This window comes from Pseudoduganella flava, assembly GCF_007830495.1.
Lineage (GTDB): Bacteria > Pseudomonadota > Gammaproteobacteria > Burkholderiales > Burkholderiaceae_D > Rugamonas > Rugamonas flava.
The window spans coordinates 1-16,089 of sequence record NZ_VLKW01000024.1; the positions used below are offsets into that span (position 1 = coordinate 1).

The window sequence follows — 16,089 nt, forward strand, 5'->3', positions numbered from 1 at the left end:
CGAGGGTCACTTACTCAAGAATACTGACGAATCATCCGAAGATGATTACGTTTATTACTTGTGTAAGCGTTTGATGCTATATATTTTGAGCTATCTGAACCGAAGTTCAGGGCACATCATCAAACGCCCACACTTATCGACTGTTGATTGTTAAAGAATTCTGCGCCTTTCGGCGTACGCTGCAGTTATCGACAAATCGTTGTGTTTGTCAGCAGCAGAGAGATGAGATTATGCGGTGTTTCGTGCAGCTCGTCAACCCCTCTTTGTTTCCAGCGCTTCGCGCTTTCAACATCTCGCTACGTCGTTGTTCGCTGCGAGGGACAGAACTATAGCAAACCGGATCACGTCCCGCAAGCCCTCTGGCATTTTCTTTGCTTAGACATTCTGACAACGCCCGCCGGCGGTTTCCCCTGTTCCATTCCGACACAGGTGCTACATTGAGAAACACGCCCCAGGCCAACCGCCGCGTCAGACGGCCATATAAGGATCGGAGACATGTACCAGCACACTGTTCCAGAAGTGAGCAATCCGCTCGCCCGGCCGAACGACATCGCCGGCGTCATCCTCACCTCCCACCAGCGCTCCATGTCCTTCGGACTCGATCCGGGCGATGTCCCTGTCGAAGATCCGCTGGGCCGCACCGATCTGTCCCTGCTGATCGAGCAGAACCGGCTGCTGCATCGCCATGCGGTGCCGGCGATGGAGACGCTGTACCAGCAGATCGCGAACACGCACCACATGGTGCTGCTCACCGACGCACACGGCGTCATCCTGCATTCGCTGGGCGACGACGACTTTCTCGAGAAGGCCAATCGGGTCGCGCTGCAGCCTGGCGTCGCATGGTCGGAGCGCAGCAAGGGCACCAATGCGATCGGCACCGCGATTGTCGAGGGCAAGCCGACGCTGGTCCACGCGGACCAGCACTACCTGGCCGCGAACCACTTCCTCACCTGCTCCGCCGCGCCCATCATGGACCACGCGGGCAATGTCGTCGGCGTGCTGGACGTCTCCGGCGACCGGCGCAGCTTCCATGAGCATACGATGGCCCTCGTGCGCATGTCCGCGCTGATGGTGGAAAACCAGCTGTTTTCCGCCGCCTTCGAAGATGCGATCACGCTGCACTTCCACGCCCGCCCCGAATTCATCGGCACGCTGATGGAGGGGATCGCGTCATTCACGCCGGGCGGCCGCTTCCTGGCGGCGAACCGCAGCGGCTTGTTCCAGCTCGGCCTGTCCCATGCCGCGCTGCAGACGCATTCGTTCACGTCCCTTTTCGGCCTGCCCGTCGCCGCGCTCTACGATCACTACCGCACTGCCAGCCCGGGCCTGCTGGACCTCTCCCTGCCCAGCGGCGTGCGCGTCGCCGCCCGCGCCCAGCTGCGCCTGACGCACGGTCACTTCCAGGCGACGGAGCCGGCAGCGCCAGCGAGCATTCCGCAGCCGCCTCGCCGCCTCTCCGGGCTGCGCTACCTGCGAACCGGCGATGCCCAGCTCGAGCAGGTGCTGGACCGCGTCGGCAAGGTGCTCGGCAAGGGCATCCCGATCATGATCATGGGCGAGACGGGCACCGGCAAGGAGCTGCTGGCCCAGGCCATCCACCACGACTCGCCCCGCTCGCAGGGCCCGTTCGTGGCGGTGAACTGCGCATCGATCCCCGAAACGCTGATCGAGTCGGAGCTGTTCGGCTACGAGGAGGGCGCGTTCACCGGCGCGCGGCGCAAGGGCGCCAGCGGCAAGATCGCCCAGGCGGCCGGCGGCACGCTGTTCCTCGACGAGATCGGCGACATGCCGCACAGCCTGCAGGCGCGCCTGCTGCGCGTGCTGCAGGAACGCGTCGTCACACCACTCGGCAGCAACAAGCCGGTGCCCGTGGACGTGGACGTCATCTGCGCCACGAACCACAATCTGCGCGACCGCATCGCCAATGGCCTGTTCCGCGAAGACCTGTACTACCGCCTCAACGGCCTGGTGGTGAAACTGCCGCCGCTGCGCGAGCGCACCGACCTGGAGGCGGTCGTCCGCAAGATCCTCGCACAGGAAGGCGGGCGCCATACCGTAACGCCGGACCTGATGCGACTGTTCCACCAGCACCGCTGGCCCGGCAACTTCCGCCAGTTGACGAACCTGCTGCGCACCGCCGTCGTGATGGCGGGTGACGAACACGAGATCGGGCCCCAGCACATGCCTGACGACTTCATGGACGACGTCGCCCCCGCCGTATCTCCGCAAGCGGCCGCGCCGCTGCCGGCAGCGGGCGGCGACCTCGAGTCGATGGAGCACGCGCTGATCGAGCGCACGCTGCGCGAGCATGGCGGCAACGTCTCGGCCGCGGCTCGCGCACTGGGCGTGTCCCGCAACACGATCTACCGCAAGCTGGCGCAACGGCCCGGCGGCTGACGGGCCGCTGCCCTTATTTGGCGGCCAGCTTGAACACCCACACGGAGCCGCCCTGCTCGAGGAAGTTGACCTTCTTCGCCACCTCGCCGCCCCACAGCGGCACCGCGCCGCCCCAGCCGGAGACGACGGCCACATACTGCGTACCGCCGTCCTCCCACGTGATGGGCGGTGCGACGACGCCCGAGCCGGTCTGGAACTTCCACAGCTCCTTGCCCGTCTTCGCGTCGAGCGCCTTCAGGTAGCCTTCCGGCGTGCCATGGAAAACGAGGCCACCGGCAGTGGCCATCACGCCGCCCCACAGCGGCGCATTGTTCTTCGCTTCCCACACGATCTTGCCCGTCTTCGGATCGACGGCGCGCAATGCGCCGATGTAGTCGTCGAACAGCGGCTTGATCGTGAAGCCCGCGCCGAGGAATGCCCCGCCCTTCTTGTACGTGATCGGCTCGTTCCAGATCTCCATGCCCCACTCGTTGGCCGGCACGTAGAACAAGCCGGTCTGCGGGCTGTATGCCATCGGCTGCTGGTTCTTCGCGCCGAGGAACGCGGGTGCCGCGAACACGGCGCCGCTTTTCTCGCCGGCCGTGCCCTTGGTCGGATCGCCCGGCCGGCCCGCGTCGATGAACTTCGGCCGTCCTGTTTCCAGGTCGATTCCGCTTGCCCACGTGATTTTGCGCACGAACGGGAAGGCATTCTGCAGCTTGCCCGTCTTCGCGTCGATCACGTAGAAGAACCCGTTGCGATCCGCCTTGCCGCCCAGGCGCTGGCCGTTCATGTCGAACGTGACGAACTCGTTGGCACCATCGAAGTCCCATGCGTCGTTCGGGGTGCTCTGGTATGCCCAGCGGATCACACCCGTTTCGGGGTCCAGCGCCACCGTCGACGACGAATACAGGTTGTCACCCGGCCGCAGGTGGCTGTTCCATGGCGCCGGGTTGCCTGTGCCGATGTACGCGAGGCCCGTGCTCGCGTCGTATGTGCCGCCCATCCACGTGGACGCGCCGCCCGTCTTCCACAACTCGCCCGGCCAGCTCTCGTTCACCGTGCCGGTGACGCCGTTCTCGATCGCGTTGCCGTCCTTGTCGTAGCGGTAGCCCATGTGGCCCTCGACCATCGGCCGGCTCCACAGCAGTTCACCCGTGCGGGGATTGCGCCCCTCCACGCGGCCGACGACGCCGAACTCCCCACCGGATACACCCGTCACCAGCACGCCCTTGGCGATCAGCGGCGCGGCCGTCATCGAGTAGCCGGCCGCGTAGTCGTCCACCTTTTCCTTCCAGACGATCTTGCCCGTCTCCTGGTCCAGCGCGACGAGCTGCGCATCGAGCGTGCCGAAGATGACGAGGTTGTCGTACAGCGCCGCGCCGCGGTTGACCACGTCGCAGCAGGGCATGATCGCTTCCGGCAGCCGGTGCTCGTATTTCCACAGCTTGGCGCCCGTCTTCAGGTCGATGGCGAAGATGCGCGAGTACGATGCGGTCACGAACATTTTGCCGTTGTAGACCAGTGGCTGCGATTCCTGGCCGCGCTGCTTCTCGCCGCCGAACGAGAACGACCACGCGGGCACGAGCCGGGCCACGTTGCCGCGGTTGATCTGGTTGAGCGGCGAATAGCGCTGGCCCTGCGCGCCCATGCCGGACGAGAGCACGTTGGCCGTGTCCCGCGCCGCATTGTCCAGCATCGCATCCGTGACGCTGGCGGCGTGCGCCGCGATGGCGGCAGCCCCCAGCAGCACGCCGGTAAAGAGGTTTTGCACGTTCGTCTCCTTTGGTGGTTGTCGTCCGGGCCGGCACGATGCTCGCGTGCCGGCCCGGGTAGCGCGTCAGAAGAAGCCCAGCGGTTGCGGGTTGTAGCTCACCAGCAGGTTCTTCGTTTGCTGGTAGTGCTCCAGCATCATCTTGTGGTTCTCGCGCCCGATGCCCGACTGCTTGTAGCCGCCGAATGCCGCATGGGCCGGATACAGGTGGTAGCAGTTGGTCCACACGCGGCCGGCCTGGATGCCGCGGCCGACGCGGAATGCGCGCGCGCCGTCGCGGGTCCACACCCCGGCGCCCAGGCCGTACTGCGTGTCGTTGGCGATGCGCAGCGCGTCCGCCTCGTCCTTGAACGTCGTCACGGCAACCACGGGGCCGAAGATCTCTTCCTGGAAGATGCGCATCGAGTTCTCGCCCTTGAACACGGTCGGCTTCACGTAGTAGCCGCCGCCCAGCTCACCCACCGGCGCCAGCCGCTCACCGCCCGCCAGCACCTGCGCGCCCTCCTCCTTGCCGATGGTCAGATAGGACAGGATCTTGTCCAGCTGTTCCTGCGATGCCTGCGCGCCGATCATCGTCTCCTGGTCGAGCGGGTTGCCTTGCTTGATGGCGGCCACCCGCGCCAGCGCCCGTTCGATGAAGCGCTCGTAGATCGACTCCTGGACCAGCACGCGCGACGGGCACGTGCACACCTCGCCCTGGTTCAGCGCGAACATCGCGAAGCCTTCCAGGCACTTCTCGAAGAACGCATCGTCGGCCGCCATCACATCCTCGAAGAAGATGTTCGGCGATTTGCCGCCCAGCTCCAGCGTGACGGGGATCAGGTTCTGCGCGGCGTATTGCATGATCAGGCGCCCGGTGCCCGTCTCGCCCGTGAACGCGATCTTCGCGATGCGCTTCGACGAGGCCAGCGGCTTGCCGGCTTCCAGCCCGAAACCGTTGACGATATTGACGACGCCGGGCGGCAGCAGGTCGGCGATCAGCTCCATCAATACCAGCACGGAAGCCGGGGTCTGCTCGGCCGGTTTCAGCACGACGCAGTTACCGGCCGCCAGCGCCGGCGCCAGCTTCCACACGGCCATCAGGATCGGGAAGTTCCATGGGATGATCTGGCCGACGACACCCAGCGGTTCGTGGAAGTGATACGCATACGTGTCCGCATCGATCTGTGCCACCGAGCCTTCCTGGGCGCGGATGCAGCCGGCGAAGTAGCGGAAGTGGTCGATCGCCAGCGGGATGTCGGCCGCCATCGTCTCGCGGATCGGCTTGCCGTTGTCGATCGTCTCGGCCGTGGCCAAGGTCTGCAGGTTCGCTTCCATCCGGTCGGCGATCCGGTTCAGGATGATGGCGCGGTCGGCCTGCGACGTGCGGCCCCACGCCTCGCGCGCCGCGTGGGCGGCATCGAGCGCCAGCTCCACGTCTTCCGCGGTCGAGCGGGCGACCTCGCAAAACGGCAGGCCCGTGATCGGGGTGATGTTGGCGAAGTACTGGCCCTGGACCGGCGCGACGAATTTGCCGCCGATGTAGTTGTCGTAACGCTGCCGGAACGGGTTGGCGACGCCCAGCTTGCTGATATCCGCGAGATCCATGTCTTCCTCTTTCCATGTTGGTTGGCCGTCCTGGGACGGGGTGGCGATGCGCCCGACCATAAAGCGCAAGCGCCGTGCCAGCCCCGCGCCAGAGGGAGCGCGCCGCGGCGGCGTGTCACGCCTGTTGCAAACTGGCGCACCTGTTCCAACCCAGCCGTGTCACCAGCCAGTGCTGCGGCGCGTGTGGCATGGCTTTGCCGTGGCAGGTATATTGCTAGCCTGTTCGACCACTCATCCCATCCCGGAGCATCCATGCGCTACCGTCCTCTTTCCCATGCCATCGCGGCGCTGTGCGGCGTCACGCTGGCGCCCCTCGCCTGCGCCGCCGATGAGCCGGTGGCCGACGTGGTGGTCGTCAGCGCCAGCCGCGCGGAACACGGCAGTTTCGACCTGCCCGCGTCGATCGACGTCGTCGACGCCGCGCGCATCCGCGACAACCAGATGCGCGTCAACGCTTCCGAGTCGCTGACCGCCGTGCCGGGCGTGGTCGCGCAGAACCGGCAGAACTACGCGCAGGACTTGCAGATCTCGTCGCGCGGCTTCGGCGCCCGCTCGGCGTTCGGCGTTCGGGGCGTGCGGCTGATCGCGGACGGCATCCCGGCCACGATGCCGGACGGCCAGGGCCAGGCAGCGACTTTCGACCTGGACGTGGCCGAGCGCATCGAAGTGCTGCGCGGGCCGTTCTCCGCCATCTACGGCAACCACGCGGGCGGCGTGATCCAGCTATTCACGCGCGAGCCCGACGGGCCGCCGGCCATCGAGACGACGCTGTCGGCCGGCAGCGACGGCGCGCGCAAGGCCGACGTGATCGCCGAAGGCCGCGCCGGCGGAGTCGGCTTCCTGCTCGACGCCTCGCGCTTCGATACTGATGGCTACCGCGATCACAGCGCGGCCCGGCGCGACCAGGGCATGGCGAAACTGACGTTCACCACCGGCGCCGACGGCAAGGTGACGATCGTGGCCGGCGCACTGCGCCAGAAGGACACGCAGGATCCGCTGGGCGCAACGTGGGCCACCTACCTGCGCGACCCGCGTGCGAACGAGATCGATGCCAGCGACACGCAGACGCCGCGCCGCACGCTGGCCGAGCGCTACGACACCCGCAAGAGCATCGATCACCAGCAGGGCGGCGCGACGTGGGAACAGCGCTTCGGCGACGACCGCCTGCGCATGACGGTCTATGGCGGCAACCGCGAAGTGGTGCAGTACCAAGCGTTCTCGCGTGCGTTCCAGGCCAGCCCGTCCCATTCCGGCGGCGTGGTCGACTTCGACCGCGACTTCTACGGCGCGGACGTGAACTGGCTCGACGTGCGCCCGCTGGCCGGCGGACGGTTGAGCACTACGGCCGGCATCGAATACGGCCGCTCGCAGGATTACCGCACTGGCTACGAAAACTTCGTCGGCAACACGTTCGGCGTGCGCGGCCAGTTGCGGCGCGACGAAGAAGACACCGTATCGAATGCCGACCCTTACCTGCAATCCGAATGGCAGGGCGAGAAATGGCAGTTCACCGGCGGCCTGCGGCACAGCCGCGTGCGTGCACGCGTGGACGACCGCTACCTGTCGAACGGCGACGACAGCGGCGACCTGCGCTTCGCCCGCACCACACCGGTGGCGGCGGTGCTGTACAAGGTGTCGCCAACGCTGAACGCCTACGTCAGCGCGGCGCGCGGCTTCGAGGCGCCGACGCTGAACGAGTTGTTCTACTCTGGCCAGGGCGCCGGCTTCAACTTCGCTCTGCGCCCGGCCCGCAGCACGCACGTGGAAGCGGGCGTCAAGGCGATCGCCGGCAACGTGCGCGTGGACGCCGCCCTGTTTCAGGCCCGTACCCGCGACGAGCTGGTGGTCGACGCATCGTCCGGTGGCCGCACGAGCTACCGCAATGCCGGTCGCACGCTGCGCCAGGGCGGCGAGCTGTCCGTGGCCGGCAACTGGAGCAACGGCATCAGCGCGCGCATCTCGGCCACCGTGCTGCGCGCGATCTTCGACGAAGCCGTCGGCAATGTGCGCGACGGCAGCCGTCTGCCGGGCGTGCCGTCGGCAAATCTGTTCGGCGAAGTGGCGTGGACGGATCGCGATGGCCGTTTCGGCGCCGCTGTCGAAACCATCGCCAGCGCCAAGGTATATCCGGAGGAGACCAACGCCGAGCAGCCGGCGCCGGGCTACGCGATCGTCAACCTTCGCGCCAACGCCACCCAGGCGTTCGGGCCGTGGCGGTTGCGTGCCTTCGCCCGCGTGAACAACGTGTTCGACCGCCAGTACGTGGGCTCCGTCATCGTCGGCGATGCCAACAAGCGCTATTACGAAGCGGCGCCGCAGCGGAACTGGATGCTGGGCGCAAGCGCCCGTTACCAGTTCTAGCCGCCGCGACGCGGTCTCACGGGCGTGCCACCTGCACGCCGTGGGCGGCAAAGATGGCCCCCAGTTCGCCGCTGGCCGTCATGTCGTTGAGCGCGGCTTGCAGCCGGCGCGCCAGTTCCGTATCGTCCTTGCGTACGGCCATGCCGACCGCCCAGCCGTCGCGCGGCAGCCGTGCGAACGCCAGCGGCGCCAGCGGATAATGCGGGTCACCTCGCAGCGCCGCCTCGATCTCGGAACGGTTGGCCAGCACGGCGTCGAGCCGGCCCTCCCGCAGCGCCTGCAGGGCCAGCGCGGCGCTGGGGAAGATGTGCACGTTGTCGCGCAAGCGGCCATTTCCCTCGCCCAGCAGCAGCATCGCCGCGAGCGAGACCTGCTCGACGCCGATGCGCTTGCCGGCCAGGTCGTCGATGCCCGCGAACGCCGGCATCGTCTGCGCGTCGCGCACGAGCCGCACCGTCTCCACATGATAGGGCGCGAAGATGCGCACCTTGTCGTTCGCCAGCAGCGCACGGTCGACGGGCACGTGCAGCATCACGTCGGCCGGGCCGTAGCCCAGGTAGTGGCCCTTCCACACCATATTGCGCAGGTCGTCGTCCAGGTTCTCGCCTGCCGGGAACGGCAGCAATTGCAGCTTCAGCGACAACCGCCGCGCCAGCGCCTGGGCCAGCGCCACGTCGATGCCGCTGCCATGGTTCGAGAACGGCGCGAAGTCCTCGTACACAGCCACCTTCAGACTGCCGCCCGCGCTGATGCGCTCCCAGTCCGCGTATGCGGGCGCGATGCCGCATGCGAGCAGCGGTGCGGCGGCAAGCCAGCGCACCAGCGCGCGACGCGGGCTGCGCGGATCAGTTGAGCGCACGGCGATCCTCCAGGTAGGTCTTGATCGCCCACATCGCTTCCTGGCTGAACACGCCTTCGAAAGGCGGCATGTAGACGGCGCCGTTGCGTACCTTGCCATGCCGGATCGAGCCGAGGAAGTAGGCGTCCACCTCCTTGTAGCATGCCTTCTTCTTGGCCTCGTTCTTCAGGCTGACGCAGTCGCGGTCCAGCTGCCGCAGGTCCGGCGCGATGCCGCCGCTGACGGCGTCCAGCCCGTGGCAGCGGGCGCAGTTCTGCGTATAGGCGGAGGTGCCGATGCGCAGGGCGATCTTGTTGTCCTTGTAGGGATTTTCGTCGCGCCATTTTTCACCCAGTGCGGCAAGGCCGGTGGTGTCGACGGCCTGCGGTGTGACGTTGCCGTGGGCGGCGACGTTCAGAGAAAAATACAGGGAAAGCGTGATCGTGACGGCGGCGGCAACGCCGAGGCGGATGCGTGGCATGGTGTCTCCTGCTTGTGGTGAATGATGCGGGATGAAGTGCAAGCGGCGTGCCACGCTACGCACAAGAAGGCAGCGCGGCTGTGCACCGGGCACGCTGCTACAGAATGCAACAGCTGTCACGTGTTCCTTTGGCCGATGGTACAGGTACAGCCGGTGATCGGATCGGCACCAAAGACGATCGGCGCGGCACAGGAGCAAGGCGACGGCGGCGCTACACTGATCGGGTATCCACAAGGAGTGCTCAATGAACGCCAGTGCCGTCATTCTCCTTTCCGTCAGACTCGCCGAGCGAGGCGCACGGTGAACCGTGCCGGCTTACAGCCGCGGGCAATACACGCCCGCGCCGGCATCGGAACCGCCGCCCACGTGCTGCAGGGACGGGAACTCGAAGTGCTGCGCGTCCACGTTGGACAGGCGGCGCTGATCCTCGTCGACCGGGGCATCAAGACGGTGCGCACGGAGCGCGGCGGTTCCGTGCGGGCCACGCCAGGGCAGGCCCTCGTTCTGGCCGCGGACCAGACGGTCGACTTCACGAACACTGTCCCGCATGGCAGCGACTACGAGGCGCGCTGGCTGCTCTTCGACGGCGCACTGCTCGGTGACGCCTACTATCTGGAGCGGGCCAGCCAGGTCGAACGGGATGTGCCGGCCCATCTGCTCCCGCACGTGTCGGACAATCTCGCCGCCGCGTTCGAGCGCTCCTGCCAGGCGCTACACGCTGGCACGGCCACTCCCGGTCCGATCGCGCGCCAGCGGTTGCTCGAGGTGCTGCACTGGCTGCTCGAAGACGGCATCGCACTGCGCACCCCATCGGCCGGCAGCCGTGTCGCGGACCGGGTGCGCGCGCTGATTACCCCGCAACTGGACGCCGACTGGACGAGCAAGCGCGTGGCGGTCGAACTCGCGCTGTCGGAAGCGACGTTGCGCCGTCGTCTCGCCGCCGAGGGCACGACGCTGACGGAGTTGTTGACCGATGCGCGGATGTCCACCGCGCTGACCATGCTGCAGGCCACCACCTATCCGGTCACCGATATCGCACTGTCCGTCGGCTACGAATCCGCTTCGCGCTTCGCCGTGCGGTTCCGCCAGCGCTTCGGCTTCGCGCCGACAGCGCTGCGCGGCCACGAACGCGCGGCCTGATCTCATTCAACTCCACCAGGAACACCATGCTGACCATCCATCACCTCGGCCACTCCCAATCGGAACGCATCGTCTGGCTCTGCGAAGAGCTGGAAGTGCCCTATGCATTACGGCGCCATGCGCGCGACGCGGTCACGCTGCTGTCGCCGCCGGAACTGAAAGCGCTGCATCCCCTCGGTGCTGCGCCCGTCATCGAGGACGACGGCTTGCTGCTGGCGGAATCCGCGGCGATCGTCGAGTACATCATCGCCCGGCATGGCGGCGGCCGGCTGAGACCCGGCCCGGAACGCGCCGACTTCGCGGACTTTCTCTACTGGTTCCACTTCGCCAACGGGAATCTTCAACCTGCGATGGTACGAATGCTGTTCCTGAACCGGGTGCAGCTTCCCGCCAGCCACCCGGTGCAGGAGGCATTGCAGGGCCGCCTGGACAGGGCGCTGGCACACGTGGATGCGCGACTGCGTGCGGTGCCTTACTTCGCAGGGCAAGAGTTCACGGCAGCGGACATCATGCACGTCTTCACGCTGACGACAATGCGGTTGTTCCAGCCCGTCGATCTCGCCCCATATCCGGGTATCCGTGCATACCTGCGGCGCATCGGCGAGCGGCCGGCGTATCGGCGCGCGATGGCGAACAGCGATCCCGACCTGGCACCGCTGCTGGACTGAGGTACGCCTAGGCTCGTGGTGCGATCGTGCACACGCTGCGCTGTTCGAGCGCATCGAATGTCACGTGCACGGGCAGGAACTGGGCGATGACTTCCGCGTTCGTGATCGCGTGCTGCGATACGTGATCGAGCGTGTAGCTGCCGCCGCCGGCAATCGCGAGCGGCAGCATCAGTTGATCGCCCAGGTGCTCGCCGACGGCCGCGCCGGAGGCGAGATAGCGCTGCGCTTCCAGTACCGCATCCCCGGCCACGTCCTCGGCACGCCGGCGCCTCTCTCCCACCGCCGAGAATACTTCCGTCACGTGCTCGCTCTCCAGCATGATCAGCACCGTGTTGCCGGGGCCCTCGTCATTGGCAAGGGGATGTGCGGCGACCTGGTCGTCGCGCCACCGCAGCTCCTTGCGGACGCATTCGAGTTCGCGTTGCGCGATCGACAGCGGCAGCGCGGCGACGTAGCTTTCTGCCCGCGCCGACCGCAGCGCACCGGGCGCCATCAGGTGCAACGGCCGCAGTTGCGGGCAGGGCCAGATCGCGGCACATACTTCGCCGCCGCCGTTCGGATAAAAGCCGAAGCGTTTCAGCTCGAAGTCGATCTGCGCGCCCATCGCTTCCAGCATGCGTACATACGCGTGCTCGATGAAGTGCGCCGGCGGCGCCTTCGGATTGTGCGTACCGCCGCTGACCTTCACGACGGATGGCACATCCGCATACAGCAGTGCCGGCATCAACGTCTGCAGCACGAGCGTCGAGCTGCCGGCCGTGCCGATCGTGAATTCGTAGACGCCGCCCTTGATGCAGCGTGGCGTGAACGCGAGTTCGGTGGAGCCAACGTCCGCATGGCTGATTTCCGCATCGCAGACGGCGGCCGCGGCGCGCACCGCCATCAGGTGCTGCCGCATCAGGCCGGGCTTCTGGCGGTTCGCGCGGATGTTCCGGATGTGGAAAGGCTGGCCGGTGATCATCGACAGCGTCAGCGCCGAGCGCAGGATCTGCCCGCCGCCTTCGCCCGTGGAGCCGTCCAGCGCGATCATGGCCTTCAGCCTTTGACGCACACGACCTGCTTGAGGGTGTGCACCACTTCCACCAGGTCGCGCTGGGCGTGCATCACCGCGTCGATGTCCTTGTAGGCCATAGGGATCTCGTCGACGACGCCTTCGTCCTTGCGGCATTCGACGCCCTGCGTGGCGCGCACCTGGTCCTCGCGCGTGAAGCGGCGCTTGGCTTCGCTGCGGCTCATCGTCCGCCCGGCGCCGTGGCTGCAGCTGGTGAAGCTTTCCTCGTTGCCCTTGCCGCGCACGATGTAGCTGCGCGCGCCCATCGAGCCGGGAATGATGCCGAGCTCTCCGGCCTTCGCGGAGACGGCCCCCTTGCGCGTAACCAGCACGTCCTGGCCGAAGTGGCGCTCCTTCTGCACGTAGTTATGGTGGCAGTTGACGGCTTCCACATGGGTCTCGAACGGCTTCCTGATCACGGCGCGCACGGCCTGGATCAGGTTCTGCATCATGACCTCGCGGTTCATGCGCGCAAACTTCTGCGCCCAGCCCACCGCTTCCACGTAGTCGTCGTAATGCCGGGTGCCTTCCTTCAGGTACGCCAGGTCCCGGTCCGGCAGGTTGGCCAGGTGCGTGCGCATGTCCTGCTGCGCCAGTTCGATGAAGTGCGTGCCGATCGCATTGCCGACGCCGCGCGAACCCGAGTGCAGCATCAGCCACACGGCGTTCTGCTCATCCAGGCACACTTCGATGAAGTGATTGCCCGTACCCAGCGTGCCCAGGTGCTTGTAGTTGTTCGTGTGGCGCAGCTTCGGCGTCTTCGCGCAGATGACGTCGAATTCGTCCTTCAGCTGCATCCACGCGGCGTCGACGGCCGAGGGCGGGTCCTGCCACGAGCCTGCGTCGCGGCCCTTGAAGCTGCGCGTCTTCGGCGACAGGCCGTGCGGAATGGCCTTCTCGATCGCGCTGCGCAAGGGCCCGAGATTATCGGGCAGGTCGTTCGCGGTCAGCGTCGTCTTCGCGGCCATCATGCCGCATCCGATGTCGACGCCGACGGCGGCTGGGATCACGGCGCCCAGCGTGGGGATGACGCTGCCGATCGTCGAGCCCTTGCCAAGGTGGACATCCGGCATCACGGCAATATGCTTGTAGATGAAGGGCATCTTCGCCGTGTTCGCCAGCTGCTGCTTCGCCTCCGGCTCTACCGGCACGCCGTGCGTCCACATCTTGACGGGCCGGCCGCCCGCCACGTCCATCGTGTCGTAATCGTTCATGCTGCTCTCCTGCCGGCATTATCAGCGATCCGGCTGGAGAGGCGCACACGATCAGTAACTGCTGAGCGCCTTGCCGAACTTGATGAGCCACAGCCTGCTCGGCCGTTCGGCATCCGTGCCGCGCCCGACGCGGATCGTGTTGGCGGCATTGCAGCCGGCTGAGCTGCTCGAGACGATGATGCCGGCGGCGTCCACCGTGCACTTGGTGACATCGGCATCGGCGATCACGTCACCGGTGGGCGTGAACACCTTTGTCTTCAGGCCGAAGTCATTGTCGTTCGCGATCGCCAGCGTGTTGGCATCGACCACCGTCAAGCCTTCCGCCTTCTCGGCCAGCCAGCCGATCGCATTCAGGTCGAGCAGTACCGTCTTCTTCAGTGGGACGACCTTGCTCCAGTCCGCGCCGTTGACGGCGCTGCCGGCCATCGAGCTTTTCTCCAGATCGGACGTGTCGGCATTGAACGCCGCGGCCGAAATATCGGTGGCGGCGCCTATCTCCACCAGCATCAGCTTGTTGAACACCTTGCCCTTGGGGTCCGCCCCCTGCTCGATGACGATGAACTTGCCGTTGCCCAGTGCGACCACGTCACCCAGCTTGGCGTTGCCGGTGCGGCCGTTCTCATAGTCGGCGGCGGTTATCGGGTATGCATACATCTTCGTCGTCGTGCCGGTCTTCGGGTCGAACTCGATCCAGCGCGTGAAGCGCGCGTAGCGTTCGACCTGCTCGTTCTTGCCGGTGACGGAGTACAGCGCAGAGCCGTCCGACAGGGGGCTTTGCAGGAAGCCGTGCAGCTTGTCCGTGCTCGTGTCGAGGCTCAGGCCTTCCATGCCGCGGTTGGCACGGCGCTTCGCGAAGATGGCCGGCAAGCCGGTACCGGCTGCGTACTTGTTCTGGATGATGCCGGTCGCCGCATCGACCTTGACGATGAACGGACCGTATTCGTCGGAGATCCATAACGCGTTGCGCTGCTTGTCGAAGACGATCGCTTCGCTGTCGATACCGTTCGCATCGAACTTCGCCTTCGACGTCGCATCGAACTTCATCGCATCCATCACGGGGATTTCCGCCGAATTGCCGAGCGAGCCCTCGGGGATCGGCAAGCCGGTGCTGTTGACGGTCGCCGATACCTTGATCGGCATGATCGAAGTCAGGATGGCGCCAGACTTGCCGACCGTGATCAGGCCGATCGACGGCGCGAAGCTCGGTGCGGGGAAGATCTTGCTGCCGGTCGTGCCGGTGCCGCCTGGCGACGGGACGTTCGGGCCGTCGCCATTCGGGCCGCGGTCGGTGAGACCGTAGAACTCCAGGTCGCCGTTCGCATTGGTGCCCTTGAACGCGAGCGATGATCCGTAAGACGGCAGGAACCCGAGCGGGAAGTCTTCCTTCACCTTTGCATTGGCGCCCTCGTAGGGAATATAGAACTTGGCGTCGGCCTGGATCTGGTAGCGCGTAACGCTGACGTCGATTGGGCCCTGCGTGAACTTCTCGACGGCGGGAGTACCCAGCTTCGCAGCCAGCGTATCCTCGAAGTGCTCGCGGGCCAGCATGCGGCGGTCCGCATCGGCGGTACGGCTGGCGTACTTGCTGCCGGCGCTGGCAAGCACCGGCACGAGCGCCGTATTGAACGTCTCCGCGGCGGCGCCGAAGTCCAGCGACCTGCCGGCCAGCGCAGTGCGCGTCTCGGTTGTCACGCGAATGCCGTTCGACGGATCGCCGTCTTCGTCGAAGAGCTGCAGCGCGAGCAGGCGGTTGACGACCTTCACATCCTTGACGTCGCTGCTGCCGGCCAGTTGCAGCGGCGTGATGGTCGCTGCGCACGGCGCGCTGCCCAGTGCGATGCCGCCGATCGAGAAGCTGACCGTTTCGCCTTCCGCGCAGGTGAACTCGCCCTTCGCGCCGGTGGTCGCGCGCGCCGCGGTCCCCGCCACGTAGTCGACGCCTTCGACCGCGGCATCGAGCAGCACGCCGCTAATGCGAGTAGGTGCGGGAGTGGTGACGGCGGGCGTATCGTTGTCACTCCCACCGCAGGCAACCAGCGCGACAGCAAGTGACAACAGGGACAGGCGGGGCAGATTCATGCGAGCCTCTTCAGGATAAAAAGGCGCAGTGTACGAGACGGGTGTGACGGGAAGATGACTTGGCGTTACCCGCTTGGGGTCGGGCTTTGGGGTCAGACCTCGTTTTTAAGAAATGTCTCGAAAAATGGTGACAGGCCCCATTTTCCAGGCAACTTTTAAAGCGGAAATGAAAAAAGCCCGCTAGTTCACTAGCGGGCTCTCTTCGGTAGCGAGGTCGGGCAGTGCCCGGCCGAGCACCCCGCGGTGCCAGCACCGCGAAGCTCAAAGCAAAAAGCCCCACTGACACATGTCAGTGGGGCTTTTCTAAATAACAGCCTGACGATAACCTACTTTCACACTGGTTGCAGCACTATCATCGGCGCAAAGTCGTTTCACGGTCCTGTTCGGGATGGGAAGGGGTGGGACCGACTTGCTATGGTCATCAGGCATGACTTGTACGCAGTGCCGTTCCCAATGGGGCAACGTCACTGCTCAATCCGGAAGAAGTAAAGTTGGGGTACTCATCAGAGTAAATGCACCA

The 16,089-nt window shown here is 66.0% G+C and carries 11 protein-coding genes and 1 rRNA gene; 4 read left to right on the forward strand and 8 right to left on the reverse strand.

Annotated elements, in window-relative coordinates; all coding sequences use genetic code 11:
• The first annotated feature begins 585 nt into the window (after positions 1-585).
• Positions 586-2,397 carry a sigma-54-dependent Fis family transcriptional regulator gene (locus tag IP92_RS29555; RefSeq protein WP_229419039.1) on the forward strand — a complete coding sequence of 604 codons (1,812 nt, stop codon included), beginning with the start codon at positions 586-588 and terminating at the stop codon, positions 2,395-2,397.
• A gap of 13 nt (positions 2,398-2,410) precedes the next feature.
• Here IP92_RS29555 and IP92_RS29560 read toward each other — a convergent pair whose 3' ends face one another.
• Both IP92_RS29560 and adh read right to left on the reverse strand, forming a co-directional pair.
• Entirely contained in the window at positions 2,411-4,150 is a 1,740-nt protein-coding gene (locus tag IP92_RS29560) for a PQQ-dependent methanol/ethanol family dehydrogenase (protein ID WP_145882274.1), read from the reverse strand.
• A 66-nt stretch (positions 4,151-4,216) separates the two neighbouring features.
• On the reverse strand, positions 4,217-5,737 hold the full coding sequence (gene adh, locus IP92_RS29565; protein WP_145882276.1) for an aldehyde dehydrogenase: 1,521 nt from the start codon (positions 5,735-5,737) through the stop codon (positions 4,217-4,219).
• A 252-nt stretch (positions 5,738-5,989) separates the two neighbouring features.
• On the opposite strand from adh, the gene IP92_RS29570 reads away from it, so the two are divergent.
• The gene (locus IP92_RS29570) at positions 5,990-8,098 is read left to right on the forward strand and encodes a TonB-dependent receptor family protein (RefSeq protein ID WP_145882279.1); all 2,109 of its coding nucleotides are present in this window, start codon (positions 5,990-5,992) and stop codon (positions 8,096-8,098) included.
• 16 nt (positions 8,099-8,114) lie between these two features.
• On the opposite strand, the gene IP92_RS29575 is transcribed toward IP92_RS29570, so the two are convergent.
• Together IP92_RS29575 and pedF are read right to left on the reverse strand one after the other, a co-directional pair.
• Complete coding sequence (locus IP92_RS29575) at positions 8,115-8,957, reverse strand: substrate-binding periplasmic protein (RefSeq protein ID WP_229419037.1); 843 nt, start codon at positions 8,955-8,957, stop codon at positions 8,115-8,117.
• On the reverse strand, positions 8,944-9,417 hold the full coding sequence (gene pedF, locus IP92_RS29580) for a cytochrome c-550 PedF (protein ID WP_145882283.1): 474 nt from the start codon (positions 9,415-9,417) through the stop codon (positions 8,944-8,946). Before pedF ends, IP92_RS29575 begins: the two co-directional genes overlap by 14 nt.
• Before the next feature lie 390 nt (positions 9,418-9,807).
• Here pedF and IP92_RS29585 point away from each other — a divergent pair, with 390 nt between their 5' ends.
• Positions 9,808-10,557 (forward strand): helix-turn-helix domain-containing protein, encoded by a 750-nt coding sequence (locus IP92_RS29585; protein ID WP_158206750.1) that lies wholly within the window; start codon positions 9,808-9,810, stop codon positions 10,555-10,557.
• Positions 10,558-10,583: 26 nt separating this feature from the next.
• Positions 10,584-11,225: a glutathione S-transferase family protein gene (locus tag IP92_RS29590; protein WP_145882287.1), complete on the forward strand. Its 642-nt coding sequence runs from the start codon at positions 10,584-10,586 to the stop codon at positions 11,223-11,225.
• A gap of 7 nt (positions 11,226-11,232) precedes the next feature.
• Here the strand turns inward: IP92_RS29590 and rtcA are convergent, their stop codons facing one another.
• The 4 genes from rtcA to rrf all read right to left on the reverse strand — a co-directional run bounded on the left by rtcA (position 11,233) and on the right by rrf (position 15,995).
• Positions 11,233-12,255 (reverse strand): RNA 3'-terminal phosphate cyclase, encoded by a 1,023-nt coding sequence (gene rtcA, locus IP92_RS29595; protein ID WP_145882290.1) that lies wholly within the window; start codon positions 12,253-12,255, stop codon positions 11,233-11,235.
• 5 nt (positions 12,256-12,260) lie between these two features.
• The gene (locus IP92_RS29600) at positions 12,261-13,490 is read right to left on the reverse strand and encodes an RtcB family protein (protein WP_145882291.1); all 1,230 of its coding nucleotides are present in this window, start codon (positions 13,488-13,490) and stop codon (positions 12,261-12,263) included.
• Between the two features lie 51 nt (positions 13,491-13,541).
• Positions 13,542-15,569: an esterase-like activity of phytase family protein gene (locus IP92_RS29605; protein WP_229419038.1), complete on the reverse strand. Its 2,028-nt coding sequence runs from the start codon at positions 15,567-15,569 to the stop codon at positions 13,542-13,544.
• A 313-nt stretch (positions 15,570-15,882) separates the two neighbouring features.
• A 5S ribosomal RNA gene (gene rrf / locus IP92_RS29610) occupies positions 15,883-15,995 on the reverse strand.
• Between the last annotated feature and the right edge of the window lie 94 nt (positions 15,996-16,089).